We start from the raw sequence: 17482 nt of genomic DNA on the forward strand, positions 1-17482 counted from the left end.
ACTCGAGCTCGTCCGGCAGCCACTTCTGCCGGTTCGTGACTGTCGCCGGCGTCCTGCGCAGCCCCCGGCCGGCCGGACTCCGGCACCTCGCGGCGCGCCTCGTGGCGGTTCATACTGGATGTTTCTCGGCTCGTTCATCGAGGCTGGTGGATCACATGCGGATTCCGGGGCGTCGCCCGCGGCGAGGCGCGGACGTGGCAGGTGCGAAGGATTCCGCCGCCGCGCGTCTGGTCGCGCTGCGGTCCCTGCTGGAGGTGACCACCTGTGCGGTCGCACTCCAGCCCGCCGCCGAGCAGATCATCCGCGCCTGCGCGCTGCCTGGCGACGTCCCGGCGCAGGTGGCCCGCCGGGGCGGCCCGGTCGCGTCCGACTACTGCCGCCTGCACGGGTGGGCGATGGACCTCATCGGCGACGCCGACCGCGAGTCGCTGGAGTTCCGGGTGACCGAGCTGCTGCACTACCACGCCCAGATGATCGACACGTGCCTCAAGCTCGCCTTTCCGAAGTTCCGCAGCCCCAGGCTCGAACAGCGGCGGCTGGCGTTGCGCGGACTCGGCGAGCCGGCACGCACCCTGCGGGACGCCCAAGCGGCGCTTGCCCTGTGGATCGCCGACCTCGAACTGACCGACGGCGTACTGCCGCCACCCTGAACCGCCGGCCGCACGTCCCGGCGGTGATCGGCAGCTGTGGTGGACGACATCGCCGGCGTGCTGGAGATCAGCGGTGCACTGCGCGGCAACGGGATCCGGCCGTGGATCGGCGTCGAGCAGGTCCGCCCCGGCACCTGATGATTCCGCGCCAGCTCATTTACGTGCGGTTCGAGGACCGTCTACGGCCAGCCACGTCCATCCCCTTTACTGGACGCCATGACCCGAACACTGCTCGCCGTGCACGCACATCCTGACGACGAGTCGACGTCCACCGGTGGCATCCTGGCCCACTACGCCTCGCTCGGAACCCGTATCGTGCTCGTGACCTGCACGAACGGCGAACTCGGCGACGCACCGGACGGCGCCAAGCCGTTCACACCCGCACACGATCCCGCACGGGTCGCATCGCACCGGCTCGGCGAGCTGCAGGCGGCGTGCCGCGTCCTCGGCGTGACCGACATCGAGCTGCTCGGGTACCACGACTCAGGCATCGCGGCGTGGGAGAAGCCTCGCGGCGCCTTCGTGGACACGCCGGTGTCCGCCGCCGCCGACCGGGTGGCAAGACTGATCGAGCACTACGAGCCGCAGGTCGTGGTGACCTACGACGCCGAGAACACCGCGCAGCACCGGGACCACCTGCACGCCGCACAAGTGGCTTCGGCGGCGTTCGACCTGTCCGGAGTGGCGGCCAAGCTGTACTACAAGGCACACGGCCGGGCGTACTGGGAACGCCTGATCCGGGTGGCCGCCTCGGTCGGCGTCCACCGGGACATGCCCGCCGGACTCGACGACGTCGACCGCCGCATCACCACGACCGTCGACACCCGCGCCGTCGTCGACCGCAAGCGCGCCGCGCTGCACTGCCACGCCTCCCAGCTCGACTCGTCCATCGCGGGCAAGCTGCCACCGGCCGAGTTCGCCGAGGCGCTCGGTGTCGAGGACTTCATCCGGGCACGGGACACCACGGGATCACCCGTCCCGGAAACCGACCTCTTCGCCGGCCTCGGGTTTCGCTGAAGATCGTCGCAGCCGGCGGATGACCGGCGACACCAGGACCGGCCGGGCGCTGTTGATCAGCGGGGTTGCCGGACCAGTGGCCGTGTGCCGGTGGGAGCTCGACCTCCCGTCGCGGGAGAACGAGGGCCGAGAGTCACTTGCGGGAGCCGACCGCGAACGCGACCCGCTTCGCGACGGACACCGCGTGGTCGGCGAACCGCTCGTAGTAACGGCCCAGCAGCGTGAGGTCCATCGCCGTCTCGACATCCCACCGGTGCTCGACGACCAACGTGCCGTACAGCGACGTGAGCAGGGTGTCCATCTCGTCGTCGGCTCTTTCCAGGGCTGCTGCCGCATCGGCGTTTCCGGTCGTGATGGCCTCCTGGGCGGCTGCGGCCAGCCGGGCCGCCACCGCGCCCATCTCGACGATCGTCGGGCGCACCTCCGACGGGACGACCGGCCGGGGATGCCGCTGCCCCACCAGTTCGGCGACATGGCGGGCCAGCGTGGCCATCCGCCTGAGGTCGGCGCTCGTCCGCAGACCCGCGATGATCGTGCGGAGATCACCTGCCACGGGCTGCTGGCGGGCGATCAGCGCGAGGGCCTGCTGGTCGATCCGGTGGTGCACCTCGGCCAGTTCCTCGTCGTCGCCGATCACCTCGGCCGCCCCGGCGAGCGAGACGTCGAGCAGGGCGGTGGTGGCGCGGGTCATCGCGTCCCGGGTGCGCTGGGCCAGCTCGGCCAGCTGCCGGTTGAACCCGGCCAGTTCCGCGTCGAACGCCTCACGCATGACGATCACCTCTCCGGAATCCGGTCAGCCGAACATCTCGGCCCGGCGGGGACGCAGGGTGTCGTCCCACTCGTACGACAGGTTGTTCTCCAAGCCGACGACGCCGGGCAGCGCGCGGACGAAGTACGCGGCGAGGTCCACGTCGCTGCGCCGCTCCAGCAGTCCTCGCAGCGTCACCACGCCGTCGTGCACCGTGATGTCCACTGTGGCCGGGTTGAGCCAGGTCGAGCTGCCGAAGACCTCGTCCTGGATCTCGGCCCGCAACGCCTCGTCGTCCTTCACGAACACCTTGAGCAGGTCCCGCCGCGACAGCACGCCGACCAGAGCACCCTCCACGTCGACCACGAACAACCTGCGCACGCCGGCCTTGGCCAGTTCTATCGCCGCGGTGCTCGCGGAGGCGTCCATGCGGATGGTGCGGACCGGTGTGGTCATCACCTCACGCGCGGTGCCGCCGAGGGCCCTCCGCCAGCGCCGTTTCGCCGCCCTGCTCGACAGAATCGCGGGCCTGGTCCTGGTTCCACCGCGGAACTCCTCCTTCGCCAGCAGGTCGGCCTCGGAGACCACGCCCACGGCGTAATCCCCTTCGACGACCGGCACTGCGCTGATGCCGTGCTCCTCCATCAGCAGCGCCAGATCCTTGAACGGCGTCTCCGGGCTCGCGGTGATCACCTCGCTGGTCATCAGCGAGGCGACGGAAAGCCGGCGCATGGCGTTCTCCTCCCGCCGGGTGGTTGGTGCAGGACACCCTCCAGGCTTCTCCGGGATCGCCTCGCCCCACAGGGACCTTCGTCGCCACGGCGGTGAGCCACTGTGCTCGTCACTCGTCGTCGCCCCTTGAGCTGCAGCGAAATCATGTCCGGCGTGGTGTCACCCGGTAGGGCTGCACGACTCCGGTCCGCCACGCCGCCGGGTCGGGTTCGACCTCCGGATCGCTGAAGTAGACCTCCCAGGCATCACCGGCGATGTCACCGCCACATGCCCGCACCCACGACGCCAGCGCGCGGTACGCCGACCCCATGGCCTCGTAGGGCCCGAGGTGCACCGTCCTGGCGGCCGGGCCACCGGGAAGTACCGAGGGGTGCACCCCGTCCGCGCGGTCGATCGCGACGCCGACCGGGTACCCAGCCTCCACCCGGAAACGACCGTCCTCCAACCGGTGGTAACGAGCGAACGGCGCGCCCGTCGGCTCGATGCCGCAGCCCGCGAGGACGGCGGCGATGTCGTTGTACGTCTTCGTCAGCCACGGACCGATCTCAGGTACCGCCAGCGTCGCCTCGGCGACCGCTGTCGGCTGCTCGGAGAGGATCTGGGGCCGGATGTCGTATCGCTGCGTCATCACGTCAGGGTCCGTCGCCGTCCGTCCGCGCCGACAGGGTCGTGCGTTCGGAGCCGTGCGGCACCCCGGAGCGCCTCTGGCAGGGACCTTCGCCTCTCCCACGATCGGCAAGGTGAGGGTGGCGGCTCCGCTCGGGACCGCCACTCGTCGTCACCGTGCGGCGCTTGCCTCTCGCACCGAGGCGTCGCCGGCCGAGATCGCGGCGGTGGCCGCGCACTACCCGGTGTTCCGCGTCGTGGCGCGGTGATCAGCGGCTGCCGGGGCGAACACCTCGTCCAGCCAGTCGAAGACGTGGTGGACCGGGGCGCGATCGTACTCGGCCTGCCCGATCAGAAGCAGCAGCGGGCAGGCGATCCGGGCCGGGCCGAACACGAACGTCCTGAGCGTGGCCAGCAATGTCGGCGGTGACGTGACACCCCACCGCCACAGGTGGGAGTCGATCAGGATCATCTTGGCCCGCATCCGCCGGCGCTGATGCCGAAGGCCGCCGGGGTGTCCGGGTCGACATCGGGCCGGGAGAGCACGTGGTCGACGAGCAGCACCTGGTACCCGCGTCCGACCGCGGCCGGACCGATGTAGAGGCAGAGGTCCTCGACGAACGTGTCCCCGCCGCCCACCATGATCAACGTCGGTCGCCGGGTGCCGGAGTCGTCGGGGCGCTTGTCGTGGTGGATGAAGGGCTCCTTCATCCACCACAGGTTCAGGAAGGGTCCCTTCATCGACAACGCTCGCCGCGTGGGCACGTTCTCATCGGGCATATCGGGCGGGCTGGACTTTGCCGGGGCCCTGGCCCGCTGCTCCTGGCGCACGCCCAGGTCGGTCCACTCCCGGACCCAGCTGTCCGGATCACCGTCGGAGATCCGCGTGGCGGCGAAGAAGCACTCGCCCGGCTCGCTGCCCCCGTGCACCGAAACCGCCGTGCCGGAACCTGTAACGGACATCCGCGCCCCGGACCGGTCGAAAGCCACGAGCCGGACAGGACCTGCGCCACTGTGCCTCGCCGGCCTCCAGGCCGAGTGTGAGGAGATGCAGACCTACGACGTTCACCCGCGAACCCGGTCCGACCAGCCCACGGCGGTCGTCGAGGCGACCCTGCCCGTGCCGGAGCTCGGGCCCTGGTTGGGGAAGACCTATCAAGCCGTCGCCGACGTTCTCGCCCGCCAGGGAATCGAACCGGCCGGACCGCCTTACGCCCGCTATCACCTGCTCGGCGACGACCGGTTCCAGGTGGAGGCAGGATTCCCGGTCAGCACTGCGGTCGCGCCCGACGGCGAGGTGCGGCCCTCGACGCTGCCCGGCGGATCGGTCGCCGAAACAACGCACATCGGGCCCTACGACGCGATGCAGCCGGCCTACGAGGCGACCACCGCCTGGATTCTGGAGCAGGGCGGTGAACCCGTCGGAGACCCCTGGGAGATCTACCTCAGCGACCCCGGGCAGCAACCCGATCCCAGCACCTGGCGCACGGTGATCATCCAGCCGTACCGGCCCGCCTGATCCGTTCGCTTCCGCCTCTCATCGACCACGGCCCTCCTCGTCCGGAACATCGACCCCTCCCAGGGCATCTGATCCTGATTCAGATTTCCACACGGTCGGTGGTCAACCGATCGGTCATGCGCAACAGCCACAGCGCGGCGAAGGCGCGGGAGACCGCACGGTCGCGATCCTGCCGGACGGCGACCGGTGGACCACCTGTATCTACTGACCTGCACGGACGCATTTCTCGGCACGTACAGGATCATGGGTCGGCAAGTGTTATGCGCCCTAGCATGTCCTTGAGGTGTCCTTCCGGTGCGGCGTGCGCGTAATAGCCGTGATAGAGGTCGGTGAGCACTCGCACAACCCCGTCGGGGGCGAGCACGGAATTATCGCGGATGCCTCGCCACAGCAGGGTCATCGGCACCAGGCCGCCGGGATTCACGAGGTCAGGCATGAAGTAATTGTTCAGCGACGTCACCGGCCGCGCGCCCCACCGTTCGTAGAAGGCCACTCGTCGCGCCAGAAGAGGATCACGTCCAGGTGTCCGGAGCGGATCCTCCACCTCGAGCACGACCCCGTGCACCGACCGCTCAGCCCGGAGCTGGGTTGCGACCGAGGAGAGCATGGCGGTACCTGTCCCGGCACCGCGCGCTGAAGGCAATACAGCCAGGTATTCGAGGTAGGCCGCCTCGGCCGACGGCAGGTGCAGCGCCGTGGCGAACCCGATCAGGTGCCCATCGGCCGAGTGGGCGGTCCACAGCCACGTACTGTTGCGACGGGACACCGTGTCGTGCGCACTGCGTTCGCCGGGCGGGAACGCCTCCTCCCATATCGACTTGATTCGTCGGTAATCAACCTGCGGCACGCTTCGCCAGTCGCGTCGGCGTATCGACGGCAGGTCGGATTCGCTACCACGGTTATTCATGTTGCGTCAGCAACTCCTTGCGAGTGGGAGTGACACGACTGTCGCCACCGACGACATCATGGTGCCCAAACAGGGCAATCACTCCAACCGCCTACCGTATGACGGGCCACGTGATCGGAGAAGTTGCCGGCAACGGGCGGCAGCCGACTATTATCACTTCCAGCGAGGTTCGCGGTATTTCGCAAATCTGCGGATCTGGATGATCGGCATCTTCTTGACATCGTTCACGGCACGAGTGCCCGCAGGGCCTGTAACGTTCCGTCGCGCCATCGCGAAGTGGAAGAGGCCGTCGCCGGATCGCCCGCTGTATTAGGTGCAGATGGACGGCATTGGTCGAGCACGGCAGAGTCGTCACACGTGACGCGTTGCTGCCGAATGAGTGGACTCACAGTGACGAGGTGTACGGAGTGAGCGTCACCAGCAGCGGTAACGAGGTGGGTGGCACCGTCACGGGATCGGTCGTCCAGGCCAACTCGGTGATGGGCGGAGTGCACTTCCACCACGTCGACCACTCCTGGGTGACGCCGCAGCAGTTGCCCGGAGCGTTCCCGTACTTCGTGGGGCGCACGTCCGAGCTTTCCAGGTTGACCGCGGTACTCGACGACGTCGCGTCAGATGTGACGACGCTCGTCATCTCCGCGATCAGCGGGACGGCGGGCGTGGGTAAGACGACCTTGGCCGTCCACTGGGCGCACCAAGCGGTGGGGCGATTCCCGGACGGGCAGCTGTACGTGAACCTGCGGGGATTCGACCCGACCGGTGTGCCCATGCAACCGGCCGAAGCGATCCGCGGGTTCCTCGACGCGTTCCAGATCGCCCCCGATCGAATCCCCACCGGTTTCGACGCCCAGGTCGCCCTGTACCGGAGCTTGCTGGCCGGGCGACGGGTGTTGGTGGTGCTCGACAACGCGCACAGTTCGGAGCAGGTGCGCCCGCTGCTGCCCGGCAACCCGACGTGCGTGGTGCTCATCACGAGCCGGGACCAGCTCACCAGCCTGATCGCCAGGGACGGTGCGCAGCCGATGACCCTGAAGGTCCTGTCCGACGAGGAGGCGGTCGAGCTGCTGACTCGACGCCTCGGCGCGCGACGTGTCGAATCCGACCCCTACGCCGTTCAGGAGCTCATCAAGCTCTGTGCCCGACTGCCACTCGCCCTGGGGTTGGTCACGGCACACGCGGCCACGCACCCGGACCTGCCGCTGACGACCCTGGCCGAGGAGCTGCAGGACGAGCGGTTGCGGCTCGACATCCTCGATGCCGGCGACAGCTACAGCGGCGCCCGCGCGGTCTTCTCCTGGTCCTACCGCGCCCTTACCGCCGGCGCAGCCACGTTGTTCCGCCTGCTCGGAATTCACCCCGGCCCCACCATCAGCTTGCCCGCGGCGGCCGCGCTGCTCGGTGTTCCCGTGCCGGAAGTACGAGCGACGCTGGCCGAACTCACCCGTGCCCACCTGCTGGAGCAGCCGACCCCCGGGCGTTACCAGTTCCACGACTTGCTGCGCAGCTATGCCGCTGAGCTGGCCGCCGCGGAAGAGACGGGTGCGCGGCGTCAAGCCGCGGTCCGCCGAATGCTCGACTTCTACCTGCAGACCTGTTCGGCCGCCGATCGCCGGATCGCCCCTCAGCGGCAGCGCATCGATCTGCAGCAGCCGACTCCGGGCGTGCAACCACTCGACATCGTCGACGAGAAACGGGCACTGGACTGGTTCGTCGCCGAGCACGCCACGTTGCCGGTCGTCATCGACCAAGCGATCCGGCACGGATTCGACGTCCACGCCTGGCAGCTGGCCTGGACGCTCGCAACCTACTTCGAACGCCAGGGGCATTGGCAGGACTGGGTGGCGACCCAGCAGGCCGCGTTGTCCGCCGCAACGCGCCTGGAAGACCGCGGCGCCCAGGCCCAGGCCCACCGCTTCCTCAGCCGTGCCGCCATCCGTTTGGGACGCTACGACGAGGCGGTGCCCCACCTCGAGCACGCCCTGGATCTCTACCAGAACACGGGGAAACTGGTGGGTCAGGCGCGCACGCACATAGCTTTCAGCTGGGTGCGCGAGTTGCAGGAGCGCTACGCCGAGGCACTCGACCATGCCGCCCGGGCCCTGGACCTGTTCCGAACCGCCGGGAACCGGGCAGGAGAAGCCCGCGCGCTCGACCAACTCGGCTGGGAGCAGGCGCTGCTCGGCGACTACCCGCGAGGCCGCGCCAACTGCGAGGCAGCCCTGGCCCTGTTCCGGAAACTGGAGCACCGACCAGGACTGGCCGACACCCTCGACAGCCTCGGCTACATCCACCATCACCTCGACGACCACGCACAAGCCATTCACCACTACGAGCAGTCCATCGCCCTGTCAAGCCAGCTGGGTGACTACTACACCGAGGCCACAACCTGGGCGCGCATGGGCGACACCTACCTCGTCGCGGGCGAACACTCCACCGCCGAACGGATGTGGCACCAGGCGGTCGCCCTGCTCGACCGGCTCTCCCACCCCGATGCCCAGGATGTACGGGCGAAGCTCGCCGCGCTGAAGACGAGCCCGCCGTCAACCACCGAGACGTGATCGTGAGGGATTGGCACAAATGCCGGTCCGGAGGAAACCGCCTACGCGGCCAATCGGATCTGTTTCCCCGGCGGGGCGCGGAACCGGGGACGGAACGCCGATCCGAGGTGGTGTGGCGAATCACCGGGTGACGGTGGCGGCGCGACGGGCCGTTCGCCGAGATCTGTCCTCAGTGGACGTGCGGTCCGGGGAAGGGACTTGGGCCCCGCAGGGTGAGGGTGAAGGACCCTGCTCCGCGGTGTGGTGACGTGGCCAGCATGAACGGATGGCCAGTCTCCGCGACCTCCTGCAGCGCTACCGGCCGGTGGGCACACCGGGGGCGGCCGCACGCCCGGGAGTGCCCGCGGACCGCGCAGCCGAGGTGGCGACCGAGCTCGAACCGGTGCTCGCACTGCTCGCCGGCACGGAGGACGAGATGCGGCACCTGCGCGAGGAGGCGCGCGCGGAGGCTCACCGCATCCGGCAGGAGGCCGCTCGGCAGGCGGACGACCTCGTCGCCGCGGCGCACGACCGCGCTTCCGAGGTGCGTGCGCAGGCGGCCGCGAACGCCAGGGCTGCGGCCTCGCCGGACGGTGAGCTGATCGTCGAGGCCGCGAGAGAAAACGCACGCCGCCTGCGGGAACGTGCCGCGGTGATGCTGCCCGAGTACGTCGGCCGCGCTGTCGCGACGGCGTTGAGCACCGGTCAGGTCGCGCGATGAGCGCGGCGTGGATCGCGGGAGGAGTGCGGGCACGAGCCTTGTTGCGGCGCCGCGCCGGCGCGGTCCGAGCACGTGAGATCGCCGGGTGTTCGTCAGTGGCGGAGGCCGTGCAGCTGCTCGTCGCCGGTCCCTACCAGCGGGACGTGCGGGCGGGCCAGTCGCTGGAGGAGGCCGAGCACGGTGTCGCGGCGACGTTGCTGTGGCACCTGCGGGTGCTCGCCGGGTGGCAGCCGCGGGCGGGCGCCGAGCTGGTGCGGCTGCTCGCCGGGTGGTTCGAGATGGCGAACGTCGTGGAACACCTGCGTGTGCTGGCCGGAGAGGCTCCGGGCAGGGCCTTCCAGCTCGGCACGCTCGCCACGGCGTGGCCGCGGCTCGCGGCCACGTCGTCGGTCGCAGAGCTGCGGCAGGCTCTCGCGGCGTCGCCTTGGGGTGATCCGGGAGCCGACGACCCTCGCCGGATCGTGTCCGCGGTCCAGCTCGGCTGGGCGGCGCGGGTCGCCGGTGGTGTGCCGCAGGCACGGTTCTGGGCCGCCGGAGGCGCGGCGTTGCTGGTGGCGCGCGAGCACTTCCTGCTCGGTCACCCGGTGGCCGTCCCGGCGCTGCTCGGAGACGCCGGAGGGCGTGGGTTCGCCGAGTTCGTCACGCGGCTGCCCGGTGAGGCGGGGTGGGCGCTCGAGGACGTCGGCGACCCCGCGGACCTGTGGCAGGCCGAGGAACGCTGGTGGGCGCGCGTTGAGAGCGACGCGCGAACGTTGTTGCGCGGACGGGGTTTCGGTCCTGGTGCGGTGGTGGGGTGCGCCGCCCTGCTGGCGGTCGACGCTCGCCGGGTGCGGGCCGCGCTCGAGTGCGCCGCACGCGGCGGCAGTGAACTGGAGGCGTTCGATGCCATCACATGAGGTCATGACGCCGGTCCGGATGGAACGGATCGCCGTCGTCGCACCGGAGAACGCGCTGCGCGACGCTCTGGCCGTGGTCGCGCACGCGGGTGTGGTCGACGTCGACCGCGCTGATGACTCGCTGGAGGCGGTCGTGGGCGGCGCGGTCCGCCGGGAGTCGGCCGCTGCCGTCGCGGGGTGGTGTCCCGCGGAGGAACGGCCCGGCCTGGCCGCGAAGCTCGCCGGGGTGGGTGCCGCCGCGGTGCCGTTGCCCGTACCGCGCGGCGTGGATCCGCCTTCCCTGCTGCGTTCGGACGGAGCGGTGCGCCGGTCGTTCACGCCGCTCGTGAGCACGTACGGCACGGTGCCGTATCAGGACGTCGATCCGACGGTGCTCGCGGGTGCCGCCTATGTGCTGATGTTCGGGATGATGTTCGGCGACGCCGGGCAGGGGCTGCTGCTGGTCGCCGCGGCCCTTCTCCTGCGCGTGGGATGGCCGGAACGCTTGGCGCGCTGGCGATCCGCCTGGCCGTTCGTGCTGGGCGCCGGTGCCGCCAGCACCCTGTTCGGGGTGCTGTACGGGGAGTTCTTCGGGCCTACGGCCGTCGTTCCCGTGCTGTGGCTGAACCCGCTGGACGACCCGGTCCAGCTGCTGGGAGCGGGTGTCGCGGCCGGGGCGGTGCTGCTGGCCGCGGCCTACGCCGTGGCGATCGTCAACCGGTGGCGCGAGGGCGGAACGCGCCTCGCGGTGTACGCGTCGTCGGGCGTCGCCGGAGCCGCGTTGTTCCTCGGCATCGCCGGGATCGCGGGCGGCCTGCTGCTCAGCGCGGATCTGCTCGTCGTGTCCAGTGCCGCGATCGCGGTGGTGGGCCTGGTGCTCGCCGGCCTCGGGTTCGCCGCGGCCTCCGGTGGTGGTGCCGCGGGCTGGGTGCAGGCCGCCGTGGAGCTGTTCGACATCGTGATCAGGACCGGGTCGAACCTGGTGTCGTTCGCCCGGCTCGCGGCGTTCGGCCTGGTGCACGCCGCGATCGGCTCGGTCGTGTGGCTCGGGACGACCGCGCTGGCCGGCCGCGGCGGCGTCACGGGCATCGGCGCGGCGGTACTGCTCTTCCTGCTGGGCAACGCACTCGCGTTCTCCCTCGAGGCGTTGGTCGCCGCCATCCAGGCGTTGCGCCTGGAGTTCTACGAACTGTTCTCGCGGGTCTTCGAGATCGAGGGCCGGCCGTTCCGCCCGTGGCACGGGGAGGCTCGATGATGGTCTGGTTGGCAGGATTGCCGGTGCTTGTCGCGGTGTGCGCGGGTGCTGTGTTGTTGATGCGCCGCAAGGGCCGCGCGGTGCTCACCGTGTTCGCGGGCCTCAACGGGGTGTTGCTCGTCGGCGCGCTGGTCGTGCTGGTCATGGCCCTGCAGAGCGGTGAGGCGGCCGCGGCCGCCGCCCAGTCCCCCGCTCCCGCGGCGAACTGGGCGGCGCTCCTCGGGGCGGCGATCTCGGTCGCCGGGTCGTCGATCGGGGCGGCGATCGCGGTCGCCTACACCGGCGCGGCCGCGCTGGCCGCACTCAGCGAACGGCCGGAGCTGTTCGGCCGCGCGATGGTGATCGTGGGTCTGGCAGAGGGCATCGCGATCTACGGGCTGATCGTCGCGGTGATCCTCATCGGGAAGGCGTGAGCCGTGGGCGCCGTTGCCGTGATCGGTGCCGGGGTCGCCGACTGGGCGCTCGCCGGGGTGCGGGTGCGTGAAGCGACCGAACCCGCGTCCGTGCACCAGGCCTGGAACAGCCTCGGCGACGACGTGTCCGTGGTGCTGCTCACCGACGCCGCTGCCGCGGTGCTCAACGCCGAACTCGCGGTGACCGACTGGCCGCTCGTGGTGGTGATCCCGTCGTGACCGCCCAGCAGCAGGAGGCACTGGCGCCGGTGCGGGCCGCGTTGCTGGCCGGGGCGCGTGCCGAGGCCGAACGCGAACTCTCCGCCGCACGACTCGACGCGGACGCGACGCTCGCGAGCGCTCGTGCCAAGGCGAACTCGATCCTCGCCGCGGCCGCCGAAGAAGGCCGTGCGGACGCGGTGGCGTCGATCGCCGCCGGACACGAGAAGGCGCGCCGTGCGGCCCGCTCGATCGGGCTGGCCGCGCAACGCGAGATCTACGAGGAACTCCTCGAGCGCGTCACCGCCGCGGTCGCGCGTGCGTTCACGGAACCAGATCGGCGTGCACAGCTCGTGGCGGCCGTCCACGCCCAACTCGGTGCCGACGCGATCGTGCGGGACGCTCCGGGCGGAGGCGTGACCGGTGAGGTCGCCGGCCGGTTGGTGGATCTCGGTGTGCGGGCGGTGGCAGCCCGCGCGGTCGACGCGCTCGGCGACGAGGTGCGTGCGCTGTGGGCGCCGTGACCTCCGGACGGGTCGTCCGGGTGTCGGGTCCGCTGGTCGAGGTCGAGGACGTCGGCCCGGTCGCGATGCACGACCTGGTCGCTTTGGGACCCGACGCGATACCGGGCGAGGTCGTCGCCATCGAGGACGGCCGGGTGAGCGTGCAGGCCTACGAGTACACCGGTGGCCTGGCACCGGGTGCAGCCGCCGTGGCCGCGGGCAGGCCGCTGTCCGTCCGGCTCGGTCCCGGACTGCTCGGCCGAGTCTTCGACGGCCTGCTGCGGTCGTTGTCCGCCGCGCCTGTCTTCCTGACTCCCGGCGCCACCGCCGACGAATCGGACCGCAAGTGGCGGTTCGAACCGAGGGTGCGCGTCGGTGACCAGGTCGGTGCCGGGCAGGTGCTCGGTGTCGTGACCGACGCCGGACCGCTCGAACACCGGGTGCTGGTACCTCAGGGCGCCGGCGGCCCGGTCGAGGCGCTGGCAGACGGCAAGTGCGGAGCGGACACCGCGGTCGCCGTGGTCGGCGGCACCGACGTGCGCCTGTTCTCCGGGTGGCCGGTCCGAACGCCCCGGCCGTGCCGGTCCCGCCTCACCGACGTGACGCCCCTGCGCACCGGGCAACGCGTGCTGGACCTGCTCTACCCTCTGGCACGAGGTGGGGCCGCCGCGGTGCCGGGTGGCTTCGGCACCGGAAAAACCGTTCTCCTGCAACAGCTCGCGAAGTGGTGCGATGCGGACGTCATCGTCTACGTCGGCTGCGGTGAACGCGGTAACGAGCTGGCCGAGGTGGTCGCCGAGCTGTTCGAGCTCACCGACCCCCGCACCGGCGGCCGGTTGGCCGACCGCAGCGTGGTCGTGGCCAACACCTCGAACATGCCGATGATGGCGCGCGAGGCGAGCATCTACACCGGCGTCGCCGTCGCGGAGTACTACCGCGACATGGGCTACCACGCGGTCGTCATCGCCGACTCCACCTCGCGCTGGGCGGAGGCGTTGCGGGAGTTCGCGTCCCGCACCGGTGCGTTGCCCGCGGAAGAGGGTTATCCCGCCGATCTGGCCTCGGCGCTGGCGGCGTTCTACGAACGCGCGGGCTGCGTGGAGACGCTCGGCGGAGCGACCGGGTCGGTCACGATCATCGGAGCGGTCTCCCCACCGGGTGGTGACATGACCGAACCCGTCACCGCGCACACCGAGCGATTCGTCCGGGCCCGGTGGACGCTCGACCGTGACCTCGCCTACGCCAGGCACTACCCCGCGGTCTCCTGGTCGGGCTCGTTCTCCCGCGACGCACCGGCGGTCGGAGAGCACCACGTCCGTGCGGGCGACCACGGATGGCCCGCACGGCGGGCCCGGGTGATGACCGCGCTGGCCGAGGCGGATCGGCTCGGCGCCCTCGCGGAACTGGTCGGCGCGGCCGCCCTGTCCGGACCCGAGCGGGTCGCGTTGCTCACCGGACGGCTGCTGCGCGACGGAGTCCTCCAGCAAAGCGCTCTGTCCACTGTGGATGCGGCAGGAGGCGACGAGAAGGCGCGCGCACTCGTGGAAGCCGTTCTGGCGGTCGCGGACGAGTGTCGTGAGCTGGTGACCGCGGGCGTGGCCGCCGACTTGCTCGAGGAGTTCGACTTCACCGCGCTGGTGCGGCTGCGCGAAGAGGCGGCACCGGACGACGTGACGTTGATCAGCAGGCGACGCGACGAGGTGCTCGCCGGGTTGCGGAGGTTGCGATGACGGTCGAGTTCACCGACGTGCGGCAACTCCGCGGCCCACTGGTCGTCGTCGGCAATGCCGAGGGCGTCGGCTGGGACGAGTTCGTGCGCATCAGGCTGGGCTCCGGCGAGCTGCGGCACGGCCTCGTGCTGGAGGTGGACCGCGACCTCGCGGTCGTGCAGGTGCTGGAGGGAACCGCCGGCATGGCCACCACGGGCACCCGGCTGGAGTTCACCGGGCAACCGCTGAGCATCCCGGTCGGCACGGGGTGGCTCGGTCGTACCTGCGACGGCCGGGGCACCCCGGTCGACGGCGGACCACCGGTGTTCGGCGCGCGGCGCGAACCGGTCGCCGGCGCACCGCTGAACCCGACCTGGCGCGAGGCACCCGCCGAGCCCGTGCTCACCGGGGTGTCCGTGATCGACGCGCTGACCACCCTGGTCCGCGGCCAGAAGCTGCCGCTGTTCTCCCTGCCGGGACACCCGCACCTGGAGCTGGCGACCCAGATCGCCGCGCAGTCCACAGTGGAAGGTGAACCGTTCTGCGTGGTGTTCGCGGGCATCGGGCTCACCCACGCGGACGCCGCGTACACGCGCGAGGCACTCGAAGCGCGATCAGCGGCCGGAGAACTCGTACTGCTGATCAACACCGCCGACGACCCCGTCATCGAGCGGATCCTCACCCCCAGGCTGGCGCTGACCATCGCCGAGTCGCTCGCGTTCCGCGACGACAGGCACGTGCTGGTCGTGATGACCGACATGACGACCTACGCCGAGGCGTTGCGCGAGGTGTCCGCGGCACGTGGCGAGATTCCCGCGAGACGGTCGTACCCCGGCTATCTCTACAGCGACCTCGCCTCGTTGTTCGAACGCTGCGGCCGCATCCGCGGGAGGCCGGGGTCGGTGACGGTGCTGCCCGTGCTGACCATGCCGGGCGGCGACATCACCCACCCCGTCCCCGACCTCACCGGGTACATCACCGAGGGTCAGGTCGTCTTCTCCGCGGAAGCGCACGCGCACGGCCTCTACCCACCGGTGGACCCGCTCGCCTCCCTGTCCCGGCTCATGCGCAACGGCGCCGGGCCGGGCCGGACCCGCGCCGACCACCTGCACGTCGCGGCCCAGCTGCTGTCCGCACTGGCGCGGGCACGGCAGGTGCGCGACCTGGCCGAGCTCATCGGTGTCAGCGGCCTGAGCCGCACCGACCAGGCCTACCTCGACCTGGAGCAGGCGTTCCGAACCGACGTGCTCGGCCAGTCGCCCGGCGAGACGCGCACACTCGACGACACCCTGGAACGGGTGTGGCGGGTACTGCTGAGGCTGCCCCGATCCGAACTGTCGATGCTCCCCGCCTCGCTGCTGGAGGACCGGTGACCGCCATCCGCGTGCCTCCCGGCCGGTCGGGACGTCAGTGGCTGCGCGGACGTCTCGGCAGCGCCGAGCACGCCGCCGCGTTGCTGGAGCAGAAACTTCGTGCGTTGCGCACGGAACAGCGCCGCCTCGCTGAGGCAGCCGCGCACACCCACGACGAACTCGTCGCGCAGGCGGAGAAGACGAAGACCTGGACGCTCCGCGCCGCGCTCACCGGCGGCCGCCGCGGAATGCGCCTCGCGGCTACCGGCGCGGAAGCCGACGTGACGATCTCCTGGTCCACGACGACAGGCGTGCGACATCCCACCGGGGTCACCTGCACGACGCCCTCAGGTGTCGCCGATGTTCCGACCGGCACCGCGGTCGCACGTGCCGTGCAGGAACAACGCCGGATGCTCGATGCGGCTCTCCGGCACGCCGTGGCGGCTTCCGCGCTGCGCCTGCTCACCGCGGAGACCGACTCGACCCAGCGCCGCGTTCGGGTGCTGCGCCGGCACTGGGTGCCGCTGTTGCGGGAGACGCTCGCGCGCGTCGAGCTGGAGCTGGAGGAGCGGGAGCAGGCCGAGAACCTCCGGCATCGAGTTGCCTCGCACACCGATCGACCATGACGGGAACTCATCGAGTTCGCCGACGCGGAACACCGTATGTCACCAGGCGGACACGCTACGGCGGTGTCCGGTGCATTTCGGCGGCGTCTTTACGAAATCCGAATGCCTGTTTCCCCAGTTTCCCGTGTCAGCATTGGAACAACGCGTGGGGACGAGGGGGAAGCTGTTGCTGGGCCTGGCCGAGGTCGACGGCGCTCTCGCGCGTCTCGATGCCGACAGCGCGGGCGTCTCCGCGAACCTGGTCGCGCTGGAGAGCCACGCGGGCACGCGGTTCCTCGACGCCGCCGCGCTGAGCGGTGTCAGCGCCGTGCGGTGGGCCGAGGCCAAGGCGAAGATCGCGCTCATCTGGTCGTGGTTCGCGGCCTACCGCGACGTGCTGAACCGGGCGCACCTCGTCCGCTCGCGACCCTCCAGGCCGGGGGCGCAAGAGCTGCGTGAGCTCACCGAGTTGTTGCAGGGCAACGTGATCGCGCTCGGCACGGCCGATCTGCCGATCGAGCACCGCGACCTGCTCGGTCCACTCGTCACCACGACGGCGACCTCGCTGCCGCGGCTGATCCCGGACATGACCGCCTGCTTCCGCGAGGTCACCGCGGTGGTGGCGGTGGCGGAGCTCCGGCACGTCTTGTCCGTAACCCGCCTGCCGGGCAGTTACGTGGATGAAGGGCTCATTCATCCACACCAGGTGGAGGAAGGAGCCCTTCATCCACCTGTAGCTCGCCGAGCACCGCTGAGCCCTTGACCGGGGAGCTGCGGCAGGCCTTCGGTTCGCGCGCTACTCCTGCAGTTCGGCCAGCACGTCGGCGGCGTCGCTGTTGCCCAGCGCGGCCAGCCCGCGCAGTTCGCCGAGGTCCTCACGCTCACCCGCCAGCTCCACGAGGACGTCGACCGCATCCGAGCTGCCCGCGTCGGCCAGGCGCCGCAGCTCGTCCAGGTCGCCGGCCTCGCCCGCGAGTTCCACCAGCTGGTCGACCGCGTCCTGGTCGCCGGCGTCGGCTCGGCGGCGCAGGTCCTGCCGCTCATCCATGGCGCACCTCGGCCAGTTCGCGGACGGCCTGCGCGACGGCCGGGGAGTCCTTGCGCAGGATCTTGCTGTGGTTGCTCGCGACCTTCG

Annotated in this window: 21 protein-coding genes; 14 read left to right on the forward strand and 7 right to left on the reverse strand. The window is 70.7% G+C overall.

The features are described 5' to 3' along the window. Positions 1-194 precede the first annotated feature (194 nt). Entirely contained in the window at positions 195-650 is a 456-nt protein-coding gene (locus tag ABZV40_RS36300; RefSeq protein ID WP_355452346.1) for a hypothetical protein, read from the forward strand. Between the two features lie 216 nt (positions 651-866). After that, complete coding sequence (locus tag ABZV40_RS36305) at positions 867-1667, forward strand: PIG-L family deacetylase (RefSeq protein WP_355452349.1); 801 nt, start codon at positions 867-869, stop codon at positions 1665-1667. Positions 1668-1800: 133 nt separating this feature from the next. On the opposite strand, the gene phoU is transcribed toward ABZV40_RS36305, so the two are convergent. The 5 genes from phoU to ABZV40_RS36330 all read right to left on the reverse strand — a co-directional run bounded on the left by phoU (position 1801) and on the right by ABZV40_RS36330 (position 4743). Beyond that, entirely contained in the window at positions 1801-2436 is a 636-nt protein-coding gene (gene phoU, locus ABZV40_RS36310) for a phosphate signaling complex protein PhoU (RefSeq protein WP_355452352.1), read from the reverse strand. 24 nt (positions 2437-2460) lie between these two features. Beyond that, a complete protein-coding gene (locus tag ABZV40_RS36315) occupies positions 2461-3147 on the reverse strand; it encodes a CBS domain-containing protein (protein ID WP_355452355.1) in 687 nt (228 codons plus the stop codon). Positions 3148-3289: 142 nt separating this feature from the next. Further along, complete coding sequence (locus ABZV40_RS36320) at positions 3290-3775, reverse strand: GyrI-like domain-containing protein (protein WP_355452357.1); 486 nt, start codon at positions 3773-3775, stop codon at positions 3290-3292. A gap of 216 nt (positions 3776-3991) precedes the next feature. Beyond that, the gene (locus ABZV40_RS36325; RefSeq protein WP_355452360.1) at positions 3992-4237 is read right to left on the reverse strand and encodes a hypothetical protein; all 246 of its coding nucleotides are present in this window, start codon (positions 4235-4237) and stop codon (positions 3992-3994) included. Further along, positions 4222-4743, reverse strand: a complete 522-nt coding sequence (locus ABZV40_RS36330) for a hypothetical protein (protein WP_355452363.1) — start codon at positions 4741-4743, stop codon at positions 4222-4224. The genes ABZV40_RS36325 and ABZV40_RS36330 overlap by 16 nt, the downstream gene beginning before the upstream one ends. Positions 4744-4801: 58 nt before the next feature. On the opposite strand from ABZV40_RS36330, the gene ABZV40_RS36335 reads away from it, so the two are divergent. Beyond that, a complete protein-coding gene (locus tag ABZV40_RS36335) occupies positions 4802-5272 on the forward strand; it encodes a GyrI-like domain-containing protein (RefSeq protein WP_355452366.1) in 471 nt (156 codons plus the stop codon). A 241-nt stretch (positions 5273-5513) separates the two neighbouring features. On the opposite strand, the gene ABZV40_RS36340 is transcribed toward ABZV40_RS36335, so the two are convergent. Further along, the gene (locus ABZV40_RS36340; protein ID WP_355452369.1) at positions 5514-6179 is read right to left on the reverse strand and encodes a GNAT family N-acetyltransferase; all 666 of its coding nucleotides are present in this window, start codon (positions 6177-6179) and stop codon (positions 5514-5516) included. Positions 6180-6586: 407 nt separating this feature from the next. Here ABZV40_RS36340 and ABZV40_RS36345 point away from each other — a divergent pair, with 407 nt between their 5' ends. The 11 genes from ABZV40_RS36345 to ABZV40_RS36395 all read left to right on the forward strand — a co-directional run bounded on the left by ABZV40_RS36345 (position 6587) and on the right by ABZV40_RS36395 (position 17110). Beyond that, positions 6587-8737, forward strand: coding sequence for a tetratricopeptide repeat protein (locus ABZV40_RS36345; RefSeq protein WP_355452372.1), 2151 nt, complete (start codon positions 6587-6589; stop codon positions 8735-8737). A 265-nt stretch (positions 8738-9002) separates the two neighbouring features. Continuing rightward, complete coding sequence (locus tag ABZV40_RS36350) at positions 9003-9437, forward strand: hypothetical protein (RefSeq protein WP_355452375.1); 435 nt, start codon at positions 9003-9005, stop codon at positions 9435-9437. Further along, on the forward strand, positions 9434-10333 hold the full coding sequence (locus tag ABZV40_RS36355) for a hypothetical protein (protein ID WP_355452378.1): 900 nt from the start codon (positions 9434-9436) through the stop codon (positions 10331-10333). The genes ABZV40_RS36350 and ABZV40_RS36355 overlap by 4 nt, the downstream gene beginning before the upstream one ends. Continuing rightward, positions 10320-11567, forward strand: a complete 1248-nt coding sequence (locus ABZV40_RS36360) for a V-type ATPase 116kDa subunit family protein (RefSeq protein ID WP_355452381.1) — start codon at positions 10320-10322, stop codon at positions 11565-11567. The genes ABZV40_RS36355 and ABZV40_RS36360 overlap by 14 nt, the downstream gene beginning before the upstream one ends. Then, the gene (locus ABZV40_RS36365; RefSeq protein WP_355452384.1) at positions 11564-11980 is read left to right on the forward strand and encodes an ATP synthase subunit C; all 417 of its coding nucleotides are present in this window, start codon (positions 11564-11566) and stop codon (positions 11978-11980) included. Before ABZV40_RS36360 ends, ABZV40_RS36365 begins: the two co-directional genes overlap by 4 nt. Positions 11981-11983: 3 nt before the next feature. Then, a complete protein-coding gene (locus tag ABZV40_RS36370) occupies positions 11984-12199 on the forward strand; it encodes a V-type ATP synthase subunit F (RefSeq protein ID WP_355452387.1) in 216 nt (71 codons plus the stop codon). After that, positions 12196-12702 carry a hypothetical protein gene (locus ABZV40_RS36375; protein WP_355452390.1) on the forward strand — a complete coding sequence of 169 codons (507 nt, stop codon included), beginning with the start codon at positions 12196-12198 and terminating at the stop codon, positions 12700-12702. Before ABZV40_RS36370 ends, ABZV40_RS36375 begins: the two co-directional genes overlap by 4 nt. After that, the gene (locus ABZV40_RS36380; protein WP_355452393.1) at positions 12690-14411 is read left to right on the forward strand and encodes a V-type ATP synthase subunit A; all 1722 of its coding nucleotides are present in this window, start codon (positions 12690-12692) and stop codon (positions 14409-14411) included. The genes ABZV40_RS36375 and ABZV40_RS36380 overlap by 13 nt, the downstream gene beginning before the upstream one ends. After that, positions 14408-15763: a V-type ATP synthase subunit B gene (locus ABZV40_RS36385; RefSeq protein ID WP_355452396.1), complete on the forward strand. Its 1356-nt coding sequence runs from the start codon at positions 14408-14410 to the stop codon at positions 15761-15763. Before ABZV40_RS36380 ends, ABZV40_RS36385 begins: the two co-directional genes overlap by 4 nt. Then, on the forward strand, positions 15760-16368 hold the full coding sequence (locus tag ABZV40_RS36390) for a V-type ATP synthase subunit D (protein ID WP_355452399.1): 609 nt from the start codon (positions 15760-15762) through the stop codon (positions 16366-16368). Before ABZV40_RS36385 ends, ABZV40_RS36390 begins: the two co-directional genes overlap by 4 nt. A 145-nt stretch (positions 16369-16513) precedes the next feature. After that, positions 16514-17110: a hypothetical protein gene (locus ABZV40_RS36395; protein ID WP_355452402.1), complete on the forward strand. Its 597-nt coding sequence runs from the start codon at positions 16514-16516 to the stop codon at positions 17108-17110. Between the two features lie 33 nt (positions 17111-17143). On the opposite strand, the gene ABZV40_RS36400 is transcribed toward ABZV40_RS36395, so the two are convergent. Further along, the gene (locus ABZV40_RS36400; protein WP_355452405.1) at positions 17144-17395 is read right to left on the reverse strand and encodes a hypothetical protein; all 252 of its coding nucleotides are present in this window, start codon (positions 17393-17395) and stop codon (positions 17144-17146) included. Between the last annotated feature and the right edge of the window lie 87 nt (positions 17396-17482).

The sequence above is a fragment of the Lentzea sp. NPDC004782 genome (assembly GCF_040609115.1).
In the GTDB taxonomy this organism is placed as follows: Bacteria; Actinomycetota; Actinomycetes; order Mycobacteriales; family Pseudonocardiaceae; genus Lentzea.